The organism is Enterobacter cloacae complex sp. IR5450, assembly GCF_049238665.1.
GTDB lineage: Bacteria > Pseudomonadota > Gammaproteobacteria > Enterobacterales > Enterobacteriaceae > Enterobacter > Enterobacter hormaechei_C.
The window spans coordinates 24,418-46,663 of sequence record NZ_JBMKIC010000009.1 but is presented as its reverse complement, the minus strand read 5'-3'; the positions used below and the strand labels follow the sequence as shown (position 1 = coordinate 46,663).

The 22,246-nt window shown below is 53.8% G+C and carries 23 protein-coding genes; 8 read left to right on the top strand and 15 right to left on the bottom strand.

The annotated features are described in order from the left end of the window. Positions 1-27: 27 nt before the first annotated feature. Positions 28-618 carry a GTP cyclohydrolase II gene (gene ribA / locus ACOTYB_RS09685; protein WP_003856813.1) on the bottom strand — a complete coding sequence of 197 codons (591 nt, stop codon included), beginning with the start codon at positions 616-618 and terminating at the stop codon, positions 28-30. A 197-nt stretch (positions 619-815) separates the two neighbouring features. On the opposite strand from ribA, the gene pgpB reads away from it, so the two are divergent. The 5 genes from pgpB (at position 816) to yciH (ending at position 4,464) form a co-directional block, all read left to right on the top strand. Then, the gene (pgpB, locus tag ACOTYB_RS09680) at positions 816-1,583 is read left to right on the top strand and encodes a phosphatidylglycerophosphatase B (protein ID WP_003856815.1); all 768 of its coding nucleotides are present in this window, start codon (positions 816-818) and stop codon (positions 1,581-1,583) included. 148 nt (positions 1,584-1,731) lie between these two features. Beyond that, the gene (locus ACOTYB_RS09675) at positions 1,732-2,040 is read left to right on the top strand and encodes a LapA family protein (RefSeq protein ID WP_421765800.1); all 309 of its coding nucleotides are present in this window, start codon (positions 1,732-1,734) and stop codon (positions 2,038-2,040) included. Between the two features lie 6 nt (positions 2,041-2,046). After that, positions 2,047-3,216: a lipopolysaccharide assembly protein LapB gene (lapB, locus tag ACOTYB_RS09670; protein WP_003856819.1), complete on the top strand. Its 1,170-nt coding sequence runs from the start codon at positions 2,047-2,049 to the stop codon at positions 3,214-3,216. A gap of 184 nt (positions 3,217-3,400) precedes the next feature. Continuing rightward, positions 3,401-4,138: an orotidine-5'-phosphate decarboxylase gene (pyrF, locus tag ACOTYB_RS09665; protein WP_047055149.1), complete on the top strand. Its 738-nt coding sequence runs from the start codon at positions 3,401-3,403 to the stop codon at positions 4,136-4,138. Then, positions 4,138-4,464: a stress response translation initiation inhibitor YciH gene (yciH, locus tag ACOTYB_RS09660; protein ID WP_003856822.1), complete on the top strand. Its 327-nt coding sequence runs from the start codon at positions 4,138-4,140 to the stop codon at positions 4,462-4,464. Before pyrF ends, yciH begins: the two co-directional genes overlap by 1 nt. Positions 4,465-4,568: 104 nt before the next feature. On the opposite strand, the gene osmB is transcribed toward yciH, so the two are convergent. The 3 genes from osmB to ACOTYB_RS09645 all read right to left on the bottom strand — a co-directional run bounded on the left by osmB (position 4,569) and on the right by ACOTYB_RS09645 (position 6,021). Further along, on the bottom strand, positions 4,569-4,787 hold the full coding sequence (gene osmB / locus ACOTYB_RS09655) for an osmotically-inducible lipoprotein OsmB (RefSeq protein WP_003856823.1): 219 nt from the start codon (positions 4,785-4,787) through the stop codon (positions 4,569-4,571). A 240-nt stretch (positions 4,788-5,027) separates the two neighbouring features. Continuing rightward, positions 5,028-5,801: a DNA-binding transcriptional regulator YciT gene (locus ACOTYB_RS09650; RefSeq protein ID WP_220153105.1), complete on the bottom strand. Its 774-nt coding sequence runs from the start codon at positions 5,799-5,801 to the stop codon at positions 5,028-5,030. Between the two features lie 37 nt (positions 5,802-5,838). After that, positions 5,839-6,021 (bottom strand): hypothetical protein, encoded by a 183-nt coding sequence (locus ACOTYB_RS09645; RefSeq protein ID WP_003856825.1) that lies wholly within the window; start codon positions 6,019-6,021, stop codon positions 5,839-5,841. 191 nt (positions 6,022-6,212) lie between these two features. On the opposite strand from ACOTYB_RS09645, the gene ACOTYB_RS09640 reads away from it, so the two are divergent. Next, positions 6,213-7,082 carry a crotonase/enoyl-CoA hydratase family protein gene (locus tag ACOTYB_RS09640; RefSeq protein WP_409248838.1) on the top strand — a complete coding sequence of 290 codons (870 nt, stop codon included), beginning with the start codon at positions 6,213-6,215 and terminating at the stop codon, positions 7,080-7,082. Here ACOTYB_RS09640 and pdeR read toward each other — a convergent pair. The 4 genes from pdeR to fabI all read right to left on the bottom strand — a co-directional run bounded on the left by pdeR (position 7,079) and on the right by fabI (position 13,225). After that, positions 7,079-9,070, bottom strand: coding sequence for a cyclic di-GMP phosphodiesterase (pdeR, locus tag ACOTYB_RS09635; protein WP_409248846.1), 1,992 nt, complete (start codon positions 9,068-9,070; stop codon positions 7,079-7,081). The two genes, ACOTYB_RS09640 and pdeR, sit on opposite strands and share 4 nt — an antisense overlap. Before the next feature lie 204 nt (positions 9,071-9,274). After that, complete coding sequence (locus ACOTYB_RS09630) at positions 9,275-11,209, bottom strand: exoribonuclease II (RefSeq protein ID WP_045346338.1); 1,935 nt, start codon at positions 11,207-11,209, stop codon at positions 9,275-9,277. An 88-nt stretch (positions 11,210-11,297) separates the two neighbouring features. Next, positions 11,298-12,284 (bottom strand): CMD domain-containing protein, encoded by a 987-nt coding sequence (locus tag ACOTYB_RS09625; RefSeq protein ID WP_003856829.1) that lies wholly within the window; start codon positions 12,282-12,284, stop codon positions 11,298-11,300. A gap of 152 nt (positions 12,285-12,436) precedes the next feature. Further along, the gene (fabI, locus tag ACOTYB_RS09620; RefSeq protein ID WP_003856831.1) at positions 12,437-13,225 is read right to left on the bottom strand and encodes an enoyl-ACP reductase FabI; all 789 of its coding nucleotides are present in this window, start codon (positions 13,223-13,225) and stop codon (positions 12,437-12,439) included. 393 nt (positions 13,226-13,618) lie between these two features. Here fabI and ACOTYB_RS09615 point away from each other — a divergent pair, with 393 nt between their 5' ends. Then, positions 13,619-14,959, top strand: coding sequence for a sensor domain-containing diguanylate cyclase (locus ACOTYB_RS09615; protein ID WP_058652957.1), 1,341 nt, complete (start codon positions 13,619-13,621; stop codon positions 14,957-14,959). A gap of 8 nt (positions 14,960-14,967) precedes the next feature. Here the strand turns inward: ACOTYB_RS09615 and ACOTYB_RS09610 are convergent, their stop codons facing one another. Continuing rightward, positions 14,968-15,789: a helix-turn-helix transcriptional regulator gene (locus tag ACOTYB_RS09610; RefSeq protein WP_047055154.1), complete on the bottom strand. Its 822-nt coding sequence runs from the start codon at positions 15,787-15,789 to the stop codon at positions 14,968-14,970. Between the two features lie 47 nt (positions 15,790-15,836). Then, positions 15,837-16,238, bottom strand: coding sequence for a RidA family protein (locus ACOTYB_RS09605; protein WP_003856835.1), 402 nt, complete (start codon positions 16,236-16,238; stop codon positions 15,837-15,839). Between the two features lie 132 nt (positions 16,239-16,370). Here ACOTYB_RS09605 and ACOTYB_RS09600 point away from each other — a divergent pair, with 132 nt between their 5' ends. Further along, on the top strand, positions 16,371-16,961 hold the full coding sequence (locus tag ACOTYB_RS09600; RefSeq protein WP_003856836.1) for a TetR/AcrR family transcriptional regulator: 591 nt from the start codon (positions 16,371-16,373) through the stop codon (positions 16,959-16,961). On the opposite strand, the gene sapF is transcribed toward ACOTYB_RS09600, so the two are convergent. Genes sapF through sapA form a run of 5 tightly spaced genes read right to left on the bottom strand, consistent with a single transcriptional unit; the run spans position 16,958 to position 22,237 of the window. Continuing rightward, positions 16,958-17,764 (bottom strand): putrescine export ABC transporter ATP-binding protein SapF, encoded by an 807-nt coding sequence (sapF, locus tag ACOTYB_RS09595; RefSeq protein ID WP_003856838.1) that lies wholly within the window; start codon positions 17,762-17,764, stop codon positions 16,958-16,960. The two genes, ACOTYB_RS09600 and sapF, sit on opposite strands and share 4 nt — an antisense overlap. 1 nt (position 17,765) lies before the next feature. Further along, entirely contained in the window at positions 17,766-18,758 is a 993-nt protein-coding gene (gene sapD, locus ACOTYB_RS09590) for a putrescine export ABC transporter ATP-binding protein SapD (protein WP_003856840.1), read from the bottom strand. Next, complete coding sequence (gene sapC, locus ACOTYB_RS09585; protein WP_409248836.1) at positions 18,758-19,648, bottom strand: putrescine export ABC transporter permease SapC; 891 nt, start codon at positions 19,646-19,648, stop codon at positions 18,758-18,760. The genes sapD and sapC overlap by 1 nt, the downstream gene beginning before the upstream one ends. Further along, the gene (sapB, locus tag ACOTYB_RS09580) at positions 19,635-20,600 is read right to left on the bottom strand and encodes a putrescine export ABC transporter permease SapB (RefSeq protein WP_003856845.1); all 966 of its coding nucleotides are present in this window, start codon (positions 20,598-20,600) and stop codon (positions 19,635-19,637) included. Before sapB ends, sapC begins: the two co-directional genes overlap by 14 nt. After that, positions 20,597-22,237, bottom strand: a complete 1,641-nt coding sequence (sapA, locus tag ACOTYB_RS09575) for an ABC transporter substrate-binding protein SapA (RefSeq protein WP_003856847.1) — start codon at positions 22,235-22,237, stop codon at positions 20,597-20,599. Before sapA ends, sapB begins: the two co-directional genes overlap by 4 nt. Between the last annotated feature and the right edge of the window lie 9 nt (positions 22,238-22,246).

Here is a 22,246-nt window from a genome sequence, read left to right as displayed (position 1 = left end):
CCGGCACATGTGCCGGGCGTTTTGCGTTTACTCGCTCAGCAGATGCCCCATTTTGGCGGCTTTAGTATCGAGGTAGTGCGCGTTTTTCGGGTTGCGGCCGACAATCAGCGGCACGCGTTCCACGATATTGATGCCCGCTTCAGTGAGGATTTCCACTTTCTTCGGGTTATTGGTCAACAGACGCACTTCGTCCACACCCAGCAGCTTGAACATATCTGCGCACAGGGTGAAATCGCGCTCGTCAGCAGCAAAGCCGAGCTGATGGTTCGCTTCGACGGTATCGTAGCCCTGATCCTGCAACGCGTAGGCGCGGATTTTATTCAGCAGGCCAATATTGCGTCCTTCCTGACGGTGATACAGCAGAACGCCACGTCCTTCCTCTGCGATATGAGAAAGGGCGGCTTCAAGCTGAAAACCGCAGTCGCAGCGCAGGCTGAACAGCGCGTCACCGGTCAGACACTCTGAATGAACGCGGGACAGCACCGGCGTTTGCCCCGAAATGTCGCCGAATACCAGGGCGACGTGATCTTGCCCGGTTGCCAGTTCTTCAAAACCCACCATCAGGAAATCGCCCCATGGGGTTGGCAGTTTGGCTTCTGCCACACGTTTAAGCTGCATGTGATTCTCCAGACCAGGCTGACACGTTTCGTGCCTTTGCCCCATTATGCTTTCTGTATTGGACTATTTTGCCACAAGCCCGGCAACTTCACCTAATCACCACCACGCTTTACAAACGTTAAACGCACAATCCGACATATCCACCTGAATGATGAAATTCAGTTATGATTGTGGTGCTTAGTGAAAAAGGAGAGGACATGCTTTCAATTGCCAGACGAACGGCCGCAGGCGCCGCCGTATTGCTCGTTATCCCCCTGGTCGTTTGGTTCTCCGGCTGGATGTGGCAGCCCGGACAAAACGAGACGTGGCTGAAAGCCCTATACTGGATAACCGAGACGGTCACCCAGCCGTGGGGGATTATTACACACGTGCTGCTCTGTGGCTGGTTCCTGTGGTGCCTGCGCTTTCGCCTTCGTGCGGCGCTGGTACTGTTTGCCATTCTCGGCGGGGCCATACTCATCGGGCAGGGGGTGAAGTCGTGGGTGAAAGATCGCGTGCAGGAACCCCGTCCTTTCGTCGTCTGGCTGGAAAAAACGCACCATGTTCCGGTGGATGAGTTCTACAATTTAAAGCGTAAAGATCGCGGTGCGCTGGTAAAGGAGCAACTTGCGGAACAGCAGGATATCCCGACCTTTTTACGCAAACACTGGCAAAAAGAGACCGGCTTTGCGTTTCCTTCCGGGCATACGATGTTTGCTGCCAGCTGGGCGCTACTTGGCGTAGGACTGCTGTGGCCGCGTCGGCGTACCCTCACGATTGCGATTTTGCTGGTCTGGGCGACAGGCGTAATGGGCAGCCGGATGCTGCTGGGGATGCACTGGCCGCGTGATTTGGTGGTGGCAACGCTGATCTCGTGGGTACTGGTGACGCTGGCGACCTGGCTTGCACAACGTTTTTGTGGACCCCTGACGCCGCCGCCGGAAGAGAAGGAAGAAATAGCCGAAAGGGAGTCTGGCGGAACCTGAAGGTTGATATTCCGCATTTTGACCATAAATCCATGTAGGGCGCATTACTTTTTCCATTTCGCGCCCGCCACTAAAATGGTAGCTTATAAGGCTGATTGCAGTGAGTTGAACACGCTTTATACGCTCGAACCACATAACGGGAAGTCATGTGAAATATTTACTCATTTTCTTACTGGTGTTGGCGATTTTTGTCATTTCAGTCACATTGGGCGCGCAAAACGATCAACAGGTAAGTTTCAACTATCTGCTGGCGCAGGGCGAGTACCGGGTGTCGAGCCTGCTGGCTGTGTTATTCGCGGCGGGGTTTGTCATCGGCTGGCTTGTATGCGGCCTGTTCTGGCTTAAGGTTCGTGTTTCTCTTGTTCGCGCTGAACGTAAAATTAAACGACTTGAACATCAACTTACGCCTGCGTCTGGCATTCCGGCGAGCTCTGGTGTGCCGGTAGTCAAGGAATAATCGAATATGCTGGAGTTGTTGTTTCTGCTTTTGCCTGTCGCCGCAGCCTATGGCTGGTATATGGGCCGCAGAAGCGCGCAACAAACAAAACAGGATGAAGCAAACCGACTCTCCCGTGACTACGTAGCGGGGGTGAACTTCCTGCTGAGCAATCAGCAGGATAAAGCGGTGGATCTGTTCCTCGATATGCTTAAAGAGGATACCGGCACCGTTGAGGCGCATCTCACCCTGGGAAACCTGTTCCGCTCGCGCGGAGAGGTTGACCGTGCCATTCGTATCCACCAGACCTTGATGGAAAGCGCTTCGTTGACCTATGAGCAACGGTTGCTGGCCGTGCAGCAGCTTGGGCGGGATTACATGGCCGCGGGGCTTTACGATCGCGCCGAGGATATGTTCTCTCAGCTGGTGGATGAGACGGACTTCCGTATCGGTGCGCTTCAGCAGCTTCTGCAAATCTATCAGGCCACCAGCGACTGGCAAAAAGCGATTGATACCGCTGAACGGCTGGTCAAACTCGGCAAAGACAAACAGCGCGTCGAAATTGCCCACTTCTATTGCGAGCTGGCTCTCCAGCAGATGGGTAGCGATGACATGGATAAAGCCATGGCACTGTTAAAGAAAGGCGCAGCGGCCGATCGCAACAGCGCGCGCATCTCGATCATGATGGGGCGGGTCTTTATGGCTAACGGTGATTACGCCAAAGCCGTGGAGAGCCTGCTTCGCGTTATCGATCAGGACAAAGAGCTGGTCAGCGAAACGTTGGAAATGCTGCAAACCTGCTATCAGCAGCTCGGTAAGCAGGACGAGTGGGTTGCGTTTCTGCGTCGCTGTGTTGAAGAGAATACAGGTGCCACAGCCGAGCTGATGCTGTCAGATGTCGTCGAAGAGCATGAAGGAAGCGATACCGCCCAGGTATACATTACCCGTCAGTTGCAGCGTCATCCTACCATGCGTGTCTTCCATAAGCTGATGGATTACCACCTTAATGACGCAGAAGAAGGGCGCGCTAAAGAGAGCCTGATGGTGCTGCGAGACATGGTGGGTGAACAGGTGCGCAGCAAACCGCGCTATCGCTGCCAGAAATGCGGCTTCACCGCCTATTCGCTCTACTGGCATTGCCCTTCCTGCCGGGCGTGGTCCACCATTAAGCCAATCCGAGGTCTGGACGGACAGTAATTTTTTAAAACGCTGCACTTTAGTTACAACATACTAATGGTTACAGTAATTCCATCAGCACCGTGCGGTCTGGGGTTCAGCAGGAAAAGCATTCGATTCTGTTCATTTACCCCGAGGGCAGGTAGAATGCACGCCGTTTATCTGTTCCGCGCCGCTGCGCGCCCATAGACGAAAAGGGCTGGTCATGACGTCTGTTACATCCTCCACTTCCCGCGTAGTTACCGATTCTCCCGTAGTTGTTGCTCTGGATTACAATAACCGTGACGCCGCACTGGCCTTTGTTGATGGCATTGATCCCCGCGATTGCCGTCTGAAAATAGGCAAAGAGATGTTTACGCTGTTCGGCCCACAAATCGTCCGCGATCTGCATCAACGTGGTTTCGACGTTTTCCTCGACCTGAAATTCCACGACATTCCAAATACCACTGCGCACGCCGTTGCTGCGGCAGCTGAACTCGGCGTGTGGATGGTTAACGTACATGCATCGGGCGGGGCACGCATGATGACGGCTGCGCGCGAAGCGCTGGTGCCGTTTGGTAATGACGCTCCGCTTCTGATCGCCGTCACCGTGCTGACCAGTATGGATGAATCCGACCTGCGCGACCTGGGTGTGACGTTGTCACCTGCCGAACATGCAGAGCGTCTGGCGCGCCTCACGCAACAGTGTGGTCTCGATGGCGTGGTCTGTTCGGCTCAGGAGGCGGTTCGCTTCAAATCTGAGTTAGGCCGCGATTTTAAACTGGTGACGCCAGGTATTCGTCCAGCAGGCAGCGAGTCAGGGGATCAGCGACGTATCATGACGCCAGAGCAGGCGCTGAGCGCGGGTGTAGACTATATGGTGATTGGTCGCCCGGTGACGCAATCCGCTCATCCGGCAGAGACCCTGAAAGCGATTAATGCATCACTGAAAAAGGGGGCATAATGCGTGACGCCAACAGTCGTCTGGTCTATTCAACGGATACCGGGCGCATTGAAGAGCCAAAAGAGAAAGCTGAACGTCCAAAAGGCGATGGTATCGTGCGAATTCAGCGCCAGACCAGCGGCAGAAAAGGGAAAGGCGTTTGCCTTGTCACCGGCATTGACCTGGATGATGCAGACCTGGTAAAGCTCGCCGCTGAGCTTAAAAAGAAGTGCGGATGCGGTGGGGCAGTAAAAGACGGCATTATTGAGATTCAGGGCGATAAACGAGATTTAATTAAAACGCTGCTGGAAGCCAAAGGAATGAAAGTCAAACTGGCGGGCGGCTAAAATAAATGAGCCACGGACATTGCCGTGGCTCTTTTTTTTACGTGCGTAAGTCAGACCTGAAAATACTTAATATATTATTATGCCGGTGAGAGCCGTTATGGTGATTATTTGCCCACCTGGTGACCGATAATACCACCTACGGCAGCACCACCTAATGTACCCAGCGTACTACCATCCGTTAATACTGCACCACCAAGCGCACCAGCACCGGCACCAATCGCGGTGTTACGGTCACGTTTAGACCAGTTAGAGCAAGCGCTCAGGGACATTGCTACAGTGATTGCCAGAACAGCGGCGGCTAATTTTTTGCTGGTAAAGGTCATAATACTTTCTCCTGAATTATCGATTCACGGAAAGGAATGCACTTTAAGTATAGACAATATCCATACTTAAATTCTGTTCCCGTGAAAGCTGGTCGCGCAGGCGTTTCATCATCACGCAGGTGATAGTCACTTCCTGTTATATCGCTAATACTAATTTTACGTGTTTAGAACGGTTTCAACAGGTAAAAACTCTTAAAGGAAGGGTCGGAATACTCTCAGAGAAAGGTTTAAGTGCGCCCATTATTCGGGCGCAGCAGGATAATCAGGCCGTTTTTTTACAATATCGACAGTCAGACCGTCTTGTTCTAATTGCTGGCGATATTCATCACGCAAACGCTCATCCGTGATCACACGGCTGAAGCGCGAGGCCGGCCCCATCGTATAAGGGTGTACGGCGCCAAACTTAGAGCTGTCGGTCAGCACAATCGCTTCACACTCTTTGGCGAGTACGGCGTTAACCACGTCTGAACGCATCATGTCGCGGCCGGTAAAGCCGGTGTCGGGCTGCCAGCCATCAATACCTATGAATGCCTTACTGAAGTGAACCTGCTGAACATATTGGCGCGTTAATGGCCCCACCATGCTTTCGCTTTTCTTCTGGTAAATGCCGCCCAGCAGAATCACCTCGCAGCGAGTTTCCTTCAACAGATGGGCAATATAGCTGCTTACGGTGATGATGGTAACGTCTTTTTGATCGGCAAGCGTGCGCGCCAGAAGGGCGTTACTGCTACCATTTTCAATAAAGACGGTCTCACCGTTATTCACCAGGGATGCAGCAAACTCCGCCAGCTCCCGCTTGAGCGCATAATTGTTCATCATGCGGGTTTCAACGTCGTCGCTGTCCAGTGGAACGGCATATCCGTGCGCACGCCGCAGGTAGCTCTGTTTTTCCAGAAGATTCAGATCCTGACGAATGGTGACTTCAGAAACGCCGGTGGCTTTAGCGAGATCGACCACGCTTACGCGCCCCTGATCGATCACCATCTGCAAAATGATTTGTTGTCGGGAGTTCATAGCATCCATTTAAAAGGCAAGGTCGGAAACGACGTGGTTACACTTCCCACGGGGCTTTAGGTTGAGTGGATTCTGGAGCGTTATCAGCGCCGTTCTCAGCCAGCAGTTCAGACTTGAGGATCTCAAGATTACGGATAGCAGAGTGATAATCGCCTGCGACAAGAATATCCAGCACAGTATCAATACGCTGCGCCACGGCTGTTGCATCAATGTTAGACATAAGCTCACCCTGAAGCGAAAAGTTAATATTATCAATGATGCAGAAAATTGATTCAAAAGAGAAGGTAAAAAATGCAATAACCAAAGTCCATAAATGAAAGTGATAAATTTAACCCCCGTCTGCTGCGGGTTGTAGGGGTGGATTAGTCTAAAACTGCGCGCAACGCGCTTTTTTATAAGAGGAATTCGACTATGACAGTTATCAACCAGACAACCTGCACATTGTTTACTGATGCTGAACGATTCACTCAACTGGCGGCTTATTATGAGGCCGAACGGCGTACGGTGTGGATGATGTTACGCGCCACGCCACGGCCTTGCTTCAACCATGCGCTGATCGTGGAGATCATGAATCTCTCCTGGCTGGTTCGACAGTCCGGATTTGTCGTTGATTTTTGGGTCACCGGATCGCTGGTCCCCGACATCTACAATACCGGCGGTGATTTACAGTTCTTCGTTGAGTGCATCAAAAACAACCGACGCGAAGCGTTACGCGCCTATGCCCGGGCCTGTGTGGACTGCGTTCATGCCGCCTCGCGAGGGTTTGATACCGGCGCTGTCACGCTGGCTATGGTGGAAGGAAGCGCTTTAGGGGGCGGGTTTGAAGCCGCGCTGGCGCATCATTTCATTCTGGCCCAGCGCGATGCCCGATTAGGCTTTCCGGAAATCGCGTTCAATCTGTTCCCGGGCATGGGCGGCTATTCACTGGTGGCGCGTCGTGCCGGCATGAAAATGGCGGAGGCGCTGATCTACAAAGGTGAGACGCATACGGCGGAATGGTATGAGCAGCATGGTCTTGTGGATCTCTTATTTGAGCCGTTACAGAGCTATGTTTCGGTGCGGACGTTTATCGACACGCTACAGCCGAAGCTGAACGGCGTAAGGGCCATGCTGCGTGCACGTACGCGCGTGCTGCCACTTCCGCGAAGCGAGTTGATGGACATTACTGAGGATTGGGTTGATGCCGCCTTCTGCCTTGAACCGAAGGATATCGCCTACATGGAGCGGCTGGTTATGCTGCAAAATCGCCATCAGGCGACGGGCTTACGCAAAGCCAGCTAACGGACATTCCTGGCCTGATAACGTTTTAGCCATCGCTCGAATGCGGCAGCGGGCATGGGCTTAGCAAAAAGATAACCCTGCCGTTCGTTGACGCCATTCTTCGTCAGAAAGGCGTCTTCTTTTGCACTTTCCACCCCTTCAGCAATGACCTGCAAATTTAACGCTTGCGCCACGGCGACTATCGCACGCACCAGCGACTGTGAAATGGACTGCTTATGGATATCCCGCACGAAAGACTGGTCAAGCTTAATGGCATCGATAGGGAAGCGCGCCAGTTGCGACAGGGAAGAGTACCCCGTACCAAAGTCATCCAGATGAATTTGCGCTCCCAGGCGGCTAAATTGCTGGATCACTGACAGGGCCAGTTCTTCATTTTCAATGAGACAGCTTTCGGTTAATTCCACGTCAATCGGGCAGTATTCAAAATTCAGGTCTTTCAGCGCCTGCTTCAGGTCACTGAAGATGGTCTGGTCCGCCAGCTGACGGGCGGAGACGTTGACCGCGACGCGCATGTTGATCCCCTTGTCGCGCCATTTTGCTACCTGGCGCACCACATCAAGCATAACCCAGCGGCCCAGAGGCACAATCAGCCCTGATTCCTCTGCATAGGAGATAAACTCCATCGGCGGGATCAGGCCACGCTCTGGCGACTGCCAGCGCACCAGCGCCTCCAGACTTCTGACTTCGCCGCGCCAGGTCATTTTGGGCTGGTAGTGGATTAACAGCTGATCGTTATCCAGCGCTTTACGCAGGTTAGTATCCAGCCACAGGTATTCAAATACGCGCTGGTTCATCTCTGGCGAGAAGACGCAGAATTTGCCCCGGCCATTTTCTTTGGCGGTGTACATGGCGGTGTCGGCATTGCGAATGACGCTTTCGCGATCGTTACCGTGCTGGGGCGCAAGCGCGATGCCCAGCGAGCAGCCGGTGTAAACCTCAATCAGCTCGATGCGGAAAGGTTGACGCAGTCGGGTCAGTATTCGCGACGCCATCGCTTCCAGCGCGCCCTGCGAGGTATCGGTGGCCATCACGATAAACTCATCCCCACCCAGGCGCGCCAGGGTTTGTCCTTCGTCCAGGCAGCTCAGGATCGCCAGCGCAACGGCCTGTAGCAGCTGGTCGCCAAACATATGCCCATAGGCATCGTTCACTTTTTTAAAATTATCCAGATCGAGGTAAACTACGCCAACCTGCGTGTCACCCCGAGCGGTGATGGCATCAGAGATCAGCTCATGGATGGCATTTCGGTTAGGCAAACCGGTAATCGTATCCGTATTGGCGAGAACGCGCAGGCGCTCCTGGGCCCGACGCTCCTCGGTTATGTCGGTACCTGAACAGATGAGGAAAATTTCATTTTTTCCGCTGCCGCTGTGAACAAATTTATTTCTGAAGAGAAACAGGCGCTGCCCCTTGCGGGTCTTGATCCAGCGTTCAACTTCGTAGGAGCTGCCGTTACGAAAAAAACCGGTGATGTTGCGTTTGGAGGCCGCGGCTTCGCTGCGGCTCATAAACAGTTTGAACACGTTTTGCCCGATAACTTCCTGTTCCTTCAGGCCCGTATATTCTTCACTTAAACGGTTGAAGCGCTGAATATTCCCGTTCTGGTCGAGGATCACAATCACGGAGTTAGCCTCGGAAACTACCTGTTCGGCGAAGGAGAGCCCCTGCGCCAGGTCGCGCGCAACGGAAGGGGTATCGTTCCAGGCTGATGCCGTTCCTGCCCACTCATTTTTGTTAATTTTACGGCCGACAAGATGAACGGGAACGTCCACACCGTACAAAGGCAGGGTCATGGCAATGCTGGAGGTGATTACGGTGAGCTGGCGGATCAGCGCGGCCTGTTCATCATCCAGCGCAACCACCTGAATGATGTCAGCGCTTTCACTGGCAGCAAGATGCAGAGCATTGCTGTCTGCTGTCAGTCGCCACCAGGGGCTATGCGTACCCATGTAACGAAACAGCAAATTCTGCTCCAGATCGTCCATCACGTTTTCTCCCGCGGCTGCTGAGTAGCGCACAAATTATTCATTTGCAGTCGACAATGACGGCTCTCTTTTACTGTAGATAATTCTGGAGAAATGTGGCGATGGGAAACAGAAAAGTGTGAGAAAAAACGATGATTTTGCGGGAGATAATTCAGGAGAGAACTCCCGGCCATCCCTTAACGGAACGGCCGGAAGTTTACGCGGTTATCAGGCGACAGGGCGCGCGATAATACTGCGGGTTTCCATGCGCACTTCAGCGATGGTGACATCAATCACGTCAGTGACCTTGTAAACCGTTTCGCCTTTAATTTGCACGGTCCCGTTTTCCTGGCTACAAACCAGTTCGTCGCGGACGGCATGCAGGAACGGGGCAGGAATAAAGGCAACGGCGCCATTATCCACCAGGCGAACGCGCATACCGCCGCGGCTGATGTCAATGATTTCAGCCGGGAAACGGGTATCAGTCCCTGCCTTATCATTCAGGAAGCGCGCGTACAACCAGTCGCCGACATCACGCTCCGCCATACGGTTGAGACGGCGACGTTCTGCCATCTGCAATGTCGTACCATCCTGTGGGCGGGCAACAGATTCCCCTTTGATGATCGCTTTCAGCAGACGATGGTTAACCATGTCGCCGTACTTACGGATCGGGGAGGTCCAGGTCGCATAAGCCTCAAGGCCAAGGCCGAAGTGCGGGCCAGGCTCGGTGCTGATTTCCGCAAAGGACTGGAAGCGGCGAATACGGCTGTCGAGGAACCCTGACGGCTGTGCGTCCAGCTCGCGGCGCAGTTTGCAGAAACCTTGCAGGGTCAGCACTTCCTCAGGATCGACGTGTACGTCATGGGTTTTCAGCAGGGCAGCCAGCGCTTCGGTGTTCGCCGGATCAAACCCGGTGTGCACGTTGTAAATGCCAAAGCCTAATTTGTCGCGCAGCACGCGTGCAGCACAAATGTTGGCGGAAATCATCGCTTCTTCAACGATGCGGTTGGCAATACGGCGCGGCTCAGCGACGATATTCAGCACTTCACCTTTTTCACCCAGCACAAAACGGTAGTCCGGACGATCTTTGAAGACCAGCGCGTGAGTTTGACGCCATTCGCTGCGGCTCAGGCAGACGCGGTGCAACAGACGAATTTGTGCGGCAATGTTGTCCGACTCGGGTTTCCAGTTGCCCGTGTTCTCCAGCCAGTCGGACACGTCGTCATAGGCCAGCTTGGCTTTGGATTCGATGGTGGCGGCGAAGAATTCAATATCTTCTTCAATGGTACCGTCAGCCGCAATGGTCATCCGACATGCCAGCACCGGACGTACTTCATGCGCACGCAGCGAACAAAGATCGTCGGAGAGTTCACGCGGCAACATCGGAATGTTAAAGCCCGGCAGGTAGTTGGTGAACGAGCGCACTTTGGCCATCTCGTCCAGCTTGCTGCCTTCGACAATCCATGCGGTAGGGTCGGCGATGGCGACGGTCAGATGCAGTTTGCCATCGGCTGTCTCTTCGGCATACAGCGCATCGTCCATATCCTCGGTGCTGGCGCTGTCAATGGTGACAAAGTCCAGCGCCGTCAGATCGCGACGTTCCAGACCTTCGTCCTGCATTTCAGTCGCCACGCCATCAGGTGCTTCTTTTTCGAGGTTGTGGCGCGCCAGCGTCACCCACCATGGGACGAAATGGTCGTCGCCGAAGGTAATGTATTGGGTAAGCTCGGCGTAGAAACCGCGATCGCCTTTTAAAGGATGACGGCGCATCTCAGCAACCGCCCAGTCACCCTCAACAAAATCATGCTCAACGCCACGCGCGGCGCGGCACGGAATAGCATCTTTCAGGAGAGGATGGTCCGGCACGACGGAAAGACGATCGTCTTTTTTATGCACTTTCCCGACAAAGCGGGTCAGGAAAGGTTCGATCAGTGCTTCCGGCTCGGCAGACTCTCGTTCCTTTTCGGTATGAATAACGGCCGAAATACGGTCGCCATGCATCACTTTCTTCATCTGAGGAGGCGGAATGAAGTAGCTCTTCTGCCCGTCAACTTCAAGAAAGCCAAAGCCCTTTTCCGTGGCTTTTACGACCCCTTCTGCACGCGGCGTCTGGGAATGCAGTTGCTGTTTAAGCTGCGCTAGCAGCGGGTTGTCCTGAAACATAATGTTCTATTTTCGTAGCCATTGAGCGGCTGACAGTTTTACGCGAATCTCACTGCTACAGCAAGCGCTCTTTAGGTAAAGAGTATGGTTATTCCTCTTTGCCGAGCGCCACGCGCAGACGGTTCAGCCAGCCATAAAATGCATCTCGGGTTAGCAGATTGATGGCCTTCTCTGGCGAGAGACCCGACCCGGTCAGGGGCGTTAACTGAGCGGCGCTAAAGCGATCCGGAGAGGCGACGAGCAGCGCACGAGCGGCTGAGATCATCGAAGACGCGGGACCTTCACTTAGCGGATGGTTAAGCAGAATTTCGCCCGTCAGATTAAGCAGCATCGGCTCATGACACAGCACAGGGGTGAGCGCTTCAAGCGCCGGTTCCGCCTGCCAGCGTGAGAGCGCCTCAAGCTGAAGCGCACTGGCATATTTTAGCTCTACCGCGGGTAGCGTGGCGGTCCATCTGCTGAAGCTGACCGGCAGCGTATGGGGCTGAATGTGGTGCCCGGGCAACCAGCGTACCGGATGGCCAAGCAATGCCTGAAATACCGCGACCACTCGCGCCTGAAAACCGACAAAGCCGATGATCTGGTTGATAAGCACAATGTCATACGTTGTGAGTCCAACCTCATCAAGCTGGTTTTGGGCTTTGTCATCGATCACATCGGGTGAGCTTGCTAACTGGCGGGCATACTGGGTAATTTCTGCAAGGCGTCGATTGCTTTCCCGGGAGGAGTCCGGCCCCGGAAGAGGGGCGAGCAGGGCAGCGTAGTGGTTACAGAGCCGCTGAACACCACACGCCTGGGCAACCGTTAATGCCGTGCTCAGCCTGTCGTAGGCGCTGAGCGTATGCAGACGGCTCACGGGAGTATCAAGCGGGAACAAAAGATGACACAGGGTTCGGGCAGGCGCAAGCCAACCAGCACAGCTTGCGAGAATGTCATCGGGCAGGGCTAAATCGAGCAAAAAACGGTCGTCGACGTTAGCGGCTTCGGGCACCAGCGGCAGAACGTCCGTCTGCGAATGATTCGACTGGGTTTCATGATACCAGTGGCCTTTGCCGGAAAAACGGCGTTGTTCCATGGGCGTTCCTTGATCTCAAAATGGCGATCAATATCCTGGCGTAAGGCGGATGAGGGGAAAAATATTGTTAGGTGATAACAAATAGCAGAACGGAATAACGAGGAGCGGGGCGGGGAGAAACTCTCTTCCCTGGCGGGAAGAGAGTGACAAGCTTATTTGATTTCCAGCTCGTTCATTGCAGCGATGTTGAAGCCGCCGTCAACGTGAACCACTTCGCCGGAGATACCTGCGGAAAGGTCAGAGCACAGGAATGCCGCAGAGTTACCCACATCTTCGATGGTAACGGTACGACGAATCGGGGTAACCGCTTCGCAGTGTGCCAGCATTTTACGGAAATCTTTGATACCGGAAGCGGCCAGGGTACGGATTGGACCCGCAGAAATAGCGTTAACACGCACGCCTTCAGGACCCATTGCGTTCGCCATGTAGCGCACGTTGGCTTCCAGAGACGCTTTCGCCAGACCCATAACGTTGTAGTTAGGGATAGCACGTTCTGCGCCGAGGTAGGACAGGGTCAGCAGGGCTGCGCCCGGGTTCAGCATCGCGCGGCAGGATTTTGCCATTGCAACGAAGCTGTAGGAGCTGATGTCGTGGGCGATTTTGAAGCCATCACGGGTAACCGCGTTCACGTAGTCGCCGTCCAGCTGGTCGCCAGGAGCGAAGCCGATGGAGTGAACAAAACCGTCGAATTTCGGCCATGCTTTTGCCAGTTCAGCAAACATGCCATCAATGCTTTCGTCTTGTGCAACGTCACATTCCAGAACAATGCTGGAACCCAGCTGCGCGGCAAATTCTTCAACACGGCCTTTCAGCTTGTCGTTCTGGTAGGTGAACGCCAGCTCAGCGCCTTCGCGATGCATTGCCTGTGCGATGCCGTATGCGATGGACAGTTTGCTGGCAACGCCAGTCACCAGAATGCGCTTACCGGAAAGAAAACCCATAGCTTTAATCCTTATATTCATTGCTTATTTTGCCTTGTAATTCATAGCGTTACAGGCAGTATTTCAAAATCATTCGAAATTAGCTCGAAATTATAGCCCACTCACAGCCCCATGTGTCACGATATTTCTCGCTCCTGCGCCGTGAATGGGCTCACGGAAGAGGTTGAACTGACTCTTCATCAGGCCGTTTCGTGTGTATCCCAGCAGTATATCACCGCACGCGGGGTTCGCCTCATCCAACCAGCGGGCACCGTGACGCCGCCCTCATGCTGATGTGTCCAGCGCCTTTTGCGCAAAATGATCCGTTTAGCCCTTTAAACGCTTTAAAATTGCGCGAGGGTCGATAACGGCTATGCCATTTTGCGTCTTTATCTGTGTGCGGTAAGAAGGAAGATGAAAAATATAACGTTGGCCGAAAAACTGATCATGCTGTCAGGTGCGGCGCTTTTTGCGCTTATGATCGCGGTGAACTCCTTTTGCGTGAATGATAATCCTGGTTTCAGGGTGCCTATGACCACCTATTTGATCGTCATGATTGCGCTGTTCTTTCTGGATACCATTATCTTTATTTTTATCCAGATGCTGTATGCCTCCGACCGATCGCGTTTTTCCTTATTCATCCTGAGCCTGGCATTTCTTAGTGGGCTGGTTTATTTCATTGAGACGATCATTGTCATTCAGCTTCCGGAGCATGCTGGTTTTACCCAGGCGGCAAAAACCAACGATACGGCGGTATTCTATTTTTTTCGGCAGCTGAGCTTTATCGTATTACTGGCGCTGGCGGTCCGTGTGGAAAAAATCACGATACGATCCACGCTCAGATTCCGAAATAAGATCAGCATGACGTTAGCATTAATGATGACACTGGTTATGTTTCCGATGCTGGCCCATTATCTCAGCAGCTACCATCCGGCCTGGACATTAACGATTGCAGCATACGAAGATGAACATCATTATCCTGTCTGGGATATCAGGTACGTAAACGTTCTGATCCTGCTCTGGTCGGCTTTACTTTGTTATATGATCTCTGTGACACGCCTGGCGTCCGGGATCTGGAACAGTATTATTGTGGTTTGCCTTTCCGCCATCGTTTACAATTTTTTCCTCTTACTGCTTGATACCTACAATCTGTCGCTCTGGTATATCAGCCGGGCAGTAGAGGTCCTCAGCAAATTATTTGTGATTTGTACCTTAATGTTCCATGTCTTTAACCTGTTGAAAATTTTCGGCGATCGGGTTGATCGCGATCCGCTTACTCAGATCTACAACCGTAAATATTTTTATGAGGCACTTCCGCGGGTCCGCTCCCTCAGGACAGAAAAGGGGACCAGCATTATGATGCTGGACATCGACAACTTTAAGTCGATTAACGATAACTGGGGCCATCTTGTGGGGGATCGCGTGATTCTGGCTGTCGTGGATATTATCAAAGACAGCATTCGCGATAACGACATCTTTGCCCGACTGGGAGGCGAGGAATTTGGTCTGCTGCTGCCGGATACCGACGGTAAGCAGGCTATTGCCGTCGCGGAGCGTATTCGCCAGAACGTTCAACAGCGCACCGGGCCGGGCTATCATTATGCTCTCCCTGTAAGGGTCACATTAAGTATCGGCGTGTGCTCAGCCATTCAGAATAACGTCAACGGCAATGATATTATGCGTGACGTGGACGAGGCGTTGTATGAGGCTAAGCACAACGGTAAAAACAGAATTGTTACCAGACAGGCTGAATGAAGCTGAGGTTACAGGATGGGGATGAAAACATCAAAATCGACAGACTCGTCGCTGTACGCATTAATTTTCATCATGTAAATACCGTCGCGCAACGTCAGGCGTTGATTTACCATCGCCTTAACGAAGGCAATCTTGTTAAACGCGCTGTAGATTTCCCAGCTACCGCTAAAGGGCATTCTTGCGTATCTCCCACGCACAATGCAGGATTTTTTATTTGTCACCGTGTCGCTTTGTAACGCGTACGATATTAATACCTCGACCAGATACGATCGGCTTTTGCCTAACTCGGGGCGGCGGGGCATCAGAATAATTTTATCGATATCATGGCGGTTTTCTGTCAGGAGCTTTTTGATTTTTTTAGTAATATCATGCACTGAGGTATCAAAAAGATGATCGTGTTCGATAATTTCATGCGTATAGATAAACGTTTCATCCAGATAGCAGACCTCGAGCTCAGGCGTTTCATGTTCGCTTAATAAAAAAGAGGGCTGTAAGATGTCAAAATTCCACCCTCTGGCACATCTGTACTCAGAGGGTGTCAGCCCCATCATTTTTTTAAAGGCTCTGGAAAATCCCTGACTGCTCTGGTAATGGAATAAATACGCAATATCCGTCACCGGAATCGACGTCATTCTCAGCATAATGGCGGCACGGCTTAACCTCCGTCGGAGAATATATTCACCTAAAGAGAGCCGATACTTCTCTTTAAACCATGTTTCGATGGTTCTTCTGCTGTATCCAATATCTGCAACCAAATCACCAATGTGTAAAATAGTAAAGTTATTTTCTTCTACCCAGGAGAGAATATAGTTGCTGATGCTGTCTTTCATTTGTGCGTCAGTGATAGCTTAACGGTAAATCAGTTTGCTGCCAGATGTTAATTCGCGGGCGTAGGGATCCTGGCGATAACCTTAATTTCGAAATCAAAACCCGCAAGCCAGTTAACGCCTATTGCTGTCCAGTTTGGGTAAGGGGGGTGCGGAAACGCCAGTTTTTTCGCCTCCATGATGGCGGGGAACTGGTTTTCAGGATCGGTATGAAATGTCGTGACATCAATCAGATCGTCAAAAGTACACCCTGCGGCTGCCAGAGTCGCCCGTAAATTATCGAACGCCAGCTGCACCTGAGCGGGGAAGTCGGGTTCAGGTGTGCCATCGCTGCGGCTGCCAACCTGACCGGAAACAAATAACAGATCGCCAGAGCGGATTGCTGCTGAATAGCCATGCTCTTCATAGAGGGCATGTCGATTAGCCGGAAAGACGGGGTCACGTGGATGCATGGCTTTTCCTTTTCTGTCAGAGGTATTGTTGTGCTTACGCAGTAGAAGTAACATACGCGATGTATGTCAAAAATGTAATCCACATACGCCGCGTATGTCAAATTATGATTACCGCTTAATGAAGGAAGTCCCATGGCTACAAAACGTCGTGCTGAAACGGCCCAGGAAAATCGCGAGAAAATGATTCAGGCGGCGCGGAAGGCATTTGCTGAAAAAGGCTATGCCGCAGCGTCAATGGATGAACTCACGGCAAGCGTGGGGTTAACACGCGGCGCGCTATATCATAATTTCAACGACAAGAAGGGATTACTGGCGGCGGTGGTCGCGCAGATAGACAGCGAAATGGCAGCAAACGCGAAAGCGATTGCCGCCGCCGCCGATGATGACTGGGAGCGACTGCTGGCGGAGGGCATCGCCTATATCAAAATGGCGCTCGTTCCGGAAGTTCAGCGTATCGTCCTTCTTGACGGCCCGGCTGTTCTGGGCGACCCGGCGCAATGGCCCAGCCAGAACAACTGCCTTGAGTCGACCCGTCAGACCATCGAAAAAATGATGGAGTGCAACGTAATCAAAAAGATGGATGCCAGAGTCGCAGCCCATCTGCTGAACGGCGCTGCGCTGAATGCGGCTCTGCTGATTGCTGCGAGTGATGAACCGCAGAAGACCCTTCCGCATGCTATAGAGGTGTTTACTCTGCTGGCAAGCGGGTTACGCAACGGCTAACGATCTTTACGCCACGCGTCCGCCGTCAATGCTTCACCAAAGTGTCCGGCAATCAGGCGTTTTGTCAGGTCATGGAGCGGGGAGGCCAGTACGTCAGCGGTACTGCCGCGCTCGACCACTTCTCCCTGGTGCATCACCAGCACCTGGTCGCTGATGTGTTTCATCATGCCCAGGTGCTGAGTCACGTAAATATACGAGATCCCCTGCTTTTCCTGTAACTCCAGCATCAGGTTAATGAGCTGCGAACGCATCGACATATCCAGCGACGCCAGCGCTTCGTCGGCGATAATAACTTTCGGGCGCAGGATCAGCGCGCGGGCCAGACCGAGACGCTGTTTTTGGCCCGGGGCCAGCATGTGCGGGTAATAACTGACATGGTCGGGCAGGAGGCCTACCAGACGCAGGGTTTCGACAATCCGTTTGCGACGCGCTTCCGGCTCCAGGTCGGTATTCAACCGCAGCGGGAAATCCAGGATCTGGGAAATACGCTGGCGCGGGTTCAGGGACGTCGACGGATCCTGAAAAATCATCCGGATGCGCTGACTGCGAAAAGAGTAGTCCCCAAATTCCAGAGGATGATCGTCAATCAGTATTTCACCGCCGCTTGGCTCGACCATGCCCGCGAGCATTTTTGCCAGGGTCGATTTGCCCGAGCCGTTTTCACCGATAATCGCCAGCGTCTGCTTTTCGCGCAGCGTAAAGCTCAGGGGTTTAACCGCCTCGACGGTCTGACGGTGAAACAGGCCGGTGCGATAGCGAAAGGTCTTACTCAGGTTACGTACTTCCAGTAAGGTTTCGACCATTTCACTCTCTCTCCATGTTCAGCGGGAAATGACAGGCAAACAGATGGTTTTTCGGCCCTGTCAGGCGCGGTGTTTCAATGCATTTACGCTGAGCATACGGGCAACGTGGTCCCAGACGGCAGCCAATGGGCAGCGATTCCAGCAGCGGTATCGCGCCAGGCAGCGTATTCAGACGGCTTTTGTGCGGCATCGCGCTGCCAAAGTCCGGGATCGCCCTGATCAGCGCCTGCGTGTAGGGATGATGTGGCGTCGTCACCAGGTCTTCACTTGGCGCGGTTTCTACCGTCTGGCCGCAATACATTACATCAATTTTATCCGCCCACTTGCTCAGCATTTGCAGGTCGTGGCTGATCAGCAAAATGGTGGTGTTGTTATTCTGGTTCAGACGCGTGAGCAGGCGGAAAATCTGCGCCTGGGTGGTTGGCTCCATCGCGTTCGTTGGTTCGTCCGCAATCAGCAGACGCGGCTGATTCGCCAGGGCGATGGCAATCATCACTTTCTGGCATTCACCGTCGGTCAGTTCGTAGGGGAAACTGCGCATCGCGTCTTTATGGTCTTTGATCCCGACACGGTGCAACAGCTCAATGGCACGGCGTTTGCGCCAGCCGAAACGCTGCCACCAGCGGCCTTTATAGGTCCAGCCGGGGATGTTCTGCATCAGCTGTTTCCCGACGCGCTCGGACGGATCGAGACAGGATTGCGGCTCCTGGAAAATCATCGAGACGTTATGGCCCACCAGTTTACGGCGTTCGCGCGGGGAGAGACGCAACAGATCGATGTCGTCGAAGCGCATACGATCGGCGGTCACCCGCCAGTTGTCTTTCGCCACGCCGCAAATGGCCTTGGCGATCAGACTTTTCCCCGAACCCGATTCGCCCACCAGCCCGCGGATTTCGCCCTCTGCGAGCGTAATGCTGATGCGATCTACGGCCTTGACCCAGCCTTCGCCCGTTTTAATTTCTATCGTGAGGTTGCGGATATCGAGTAACGGCATTATTGCACCCCCGCATTGATTGCGCGGCGGATCCCGTCGCCCAGCAGGTTAACGAGCAGCACGCTCACCATGATGGCCGCGCCCGGCAGCATGACCGTCCACGGCGCAACGTAAATCAGCTCCAGCGCATCGCCGAGCATGGCGCCCCATTCCGGGGAGGGAAGCTGCGCGCCAAGGTCCAGGAAGCCCAGCGCTGCGATATCCAGAATCGCCATCGACAGGGCGCAGGTGATCTCCGTCACCAGCCCGGCGGCAATGTTAGGCAGCACGGCAAACCACAAAATATTAAACGTGGTGGCGCCATCCAGACGGGCGGCGACGACATACTCTTTTTCCAGCTCGTCGTGAACCAGGCTGTAAACCGAACGCACCATGCGCGGCAGAATGGCCAGCCAGACGGCGAACATCGCATGGGTGAGGTGCGGCCCCGCGAAGGCCACGACGATAATCGCCAGCAGTAGCGAAGGAATAGAGAGCAGGGTATCAAGAATATGGTTAAGCACGGCCGACCGCAGCCCGTGGGTTGAGCCGGCAAAAATGCCCAGCGCCAGGCCGCAGATCGCGGCAGCCAGGGTGACCACGAACGCGCCGCCTACCGTAGGTGCGGCGCCGCTCAGTAAACGACTTAGCACGTCGCGTCCGAGATCGTCAGTCCCCAGGAAGAACGAAACCTCCCCGTAACGCGACCACGACGGCGGTAAAAGCTGATAACCAAGGAACTGCTGATCGATGCCATACGGTGCAAACCACGAACCCAAAACGCACAGCAACACGAGGCCAATGCAGCCGTAAAAGCCGATCATCGCCGTGGTGTCGCCGTAAAAATTACGCCACACGGTACGTAGCGCACCGGGCGTGCGCTTTTCGCTGTAGACGTTATCGTAAGGCATACCATTCCTTATGCTTCAATGGGTTGGCCATGGCACCCAAAATATCGGAAACAACGTTAACAATAATGACCAGGGAGCCAATCACCATCACGCCGGCAGAGATCGCCGCGTAATCCTGCTGGCGAATGGCGTTGATCATCCAGCGTCCAAGGCCCGGCCAGCTGAAAACCATCTCGGTGATCATCGCCAGCGTCAGCATGGTTGAAAATTGCAGCCCAAGACGTGGGATTACGGGGGGCAGCGCATTGTGCAGCACATGGCGACGGAGAATCGTCAGGCGAGACAGTCCGCGCGTGGCGGCGGCCTTCACATAGTTTTGATCGAAGACGTCGATAGTGCTGATACGCATCAGGCGAATTACTTCGGTCGTCGGCGCGACGGCCAGCGTGAGCACCGGCAGCACCATGTGGCGCAGCGCGCTCACGATCATTTCGTCGCGCCAGACTGAATCAGAAAGCCAGGCGTCAACGATGGCGAAGCCGCTCACCGTTTGCACGTTATACAGCAGATCAAAACGGCCAGATACCGGCAGCCAGCCTAACGTCAGTGAGAAGAAGAGGGTAAGCAGCAGCGCCAGCCAGAAAACAGGGATGGAAAAGCCAATTAAGGCAAGCGCGCTGATGAATTTATCCTGCCACTTATTACGATAAATGCCCGCCAGCATCCCCACCGGGATCCCCACCATGAGGGCAAAGCCAAAGGCGAGTACACACAGCTCCATGGTGGCCGGGAAAACCACTTTCAGCTGCTCGGAGATGAGCTGTCCGTTAATGCTGGACACGCCAAAATCCCAGTGTAGCAGGCCATTAAACCAGAACAGCCAGGCGTCCCAGAGGGATGAGCCCTGAAGCGGGGCGTGCGGCGTAAAGTAGCTCAGGCTAAAGCCGACAAAGGTCAGGAAGAACAGGGTGACCAGCAGTAACAGCAGCCGACGCAAGGTAAATATAATCATGGTTTCTTCACCTCTTGTTCTTTCTCACGGGTGACGCCCGCGAAGGAGGCGTTACCAAACGGGCTGAGTACCAGCCCTTTAATATCGTAACGGTAGGCCTGGAGGCGCAGGGAAGAGGCAAGCGGCAACACGGGAAGTTCTCTGGCCAGAATATTTTGCGCTTCATCATAGGCCTCAATGCGTGAGGCAAGCTGTTGAGACGCCAACGCTTTTTGCAGCACGGCATCAAATTCCCGGTTACACCAGTGGGCGTAGTTGGTCTGGGAGTTGATTGCCGCACAGCTCAGCAGAGGACGAAAGAAGCTGTCCGGGTCGTTACTGTCGGTGGACCAGCCAGCCAGCGTTAAGTCGTGATTCATGTCCATCAGACGCGCCTCCTGGAAACGGCCTTCGACAGGCACGATGATCACCTTAACGCCCACCTGCGCCATATCAGCCTGCAACAGCTCAGCCGTTTTAAGCGGGCTGGGGTTCCACGCCTGAGAGCTGGTGGGCACCCACAGCTGTAGCGTCAGGTTTTCTGCCCCCAGCGCTTTAAGCTGTTCGCGCGCTTTCGCCGGATTATATTCGGTAATCTTCGCCTCGCCGTCATAGGCCCAGGAGGCGCGCGGAAGAATAGAGGCGGCGGTTTCCGCGGTCCCGTAGTAAATCGACTGCATCAGACGCTGATTGTTGATCGCTAACGCCAGCGCATGGCGCACGGCCGGATTATTCAGCGGCGGCTTATCGGTGTTAAACGCCAGATAAGCGATGTTCATTCCCGGGCGCAGGGTCAGGCGCAGGCGTGGGTCGTCGCGCAAAATGGTCAACTGGCTGGCCGCAGGCCAGGCAAGCACGTCGCACTCGCCGGTCAGCAGTTTGGAGAGTCGGCCTGTTCCACCTGAACCCAGATCGACAATTACCTGCGGCATCAGCGGTTTGCCGCGCCAGAAACGATCGTGGCGTTGCAGGCGAATGTATTGTCCGGCGCGGTACTCTGCTAACTGGAACGGACCTGTGCCCACAGGCTCACGATCGAGACGTTCCTGACGATCCTTTTTCGTCAGCTGATCTGCGTATTCGGCTGACATGACCGAGGCGTAGTGCGTCGCCAGATGCCAGAGGAAGGAGGCGTCCGGGCGAGTCAGGCGAAACTCAACCGTGCGGTTATCCAGCTTACGAACGCTTTTGACCGAGTCCGCGAATTGCAGACTGTCGAAATAGGGGAAGTTCCCGCCATTAACGTTATGCCACGGATGATTTCGGTTGAATATGCGCTGGAAGGTGAAAACCACGTCATCCGCGTTGAGTTTACGGGTTGGCGTAAACCACGGGGTGTGCTGAAAGGCGACATCATCGCGTAGACGAAAGCGGTATGTAGCACCGTTATCAAGCACTTCCCAACTTTCAGCAAGCTCCGGAACCAGCCGATAGGTATAAGGATCGACGTCGAGCAGGCGATCGTAGAGCTGTGCGGCCAGCGTATCAACAATCAGGCCGCTCCCCGCTTTTTGTGGGTTAAAGGTATCAACTTGCCCGCTGACGCAATAGACGAAACCACTCTCTCGGATATCAGGGGGCACAGCGCGATCGGGCGCAGCAAAGGCCAGATTGCTGAACAGACCGAGTGCAAACAGGGACGATAAAACCAGGCGCATAGTTTTTAA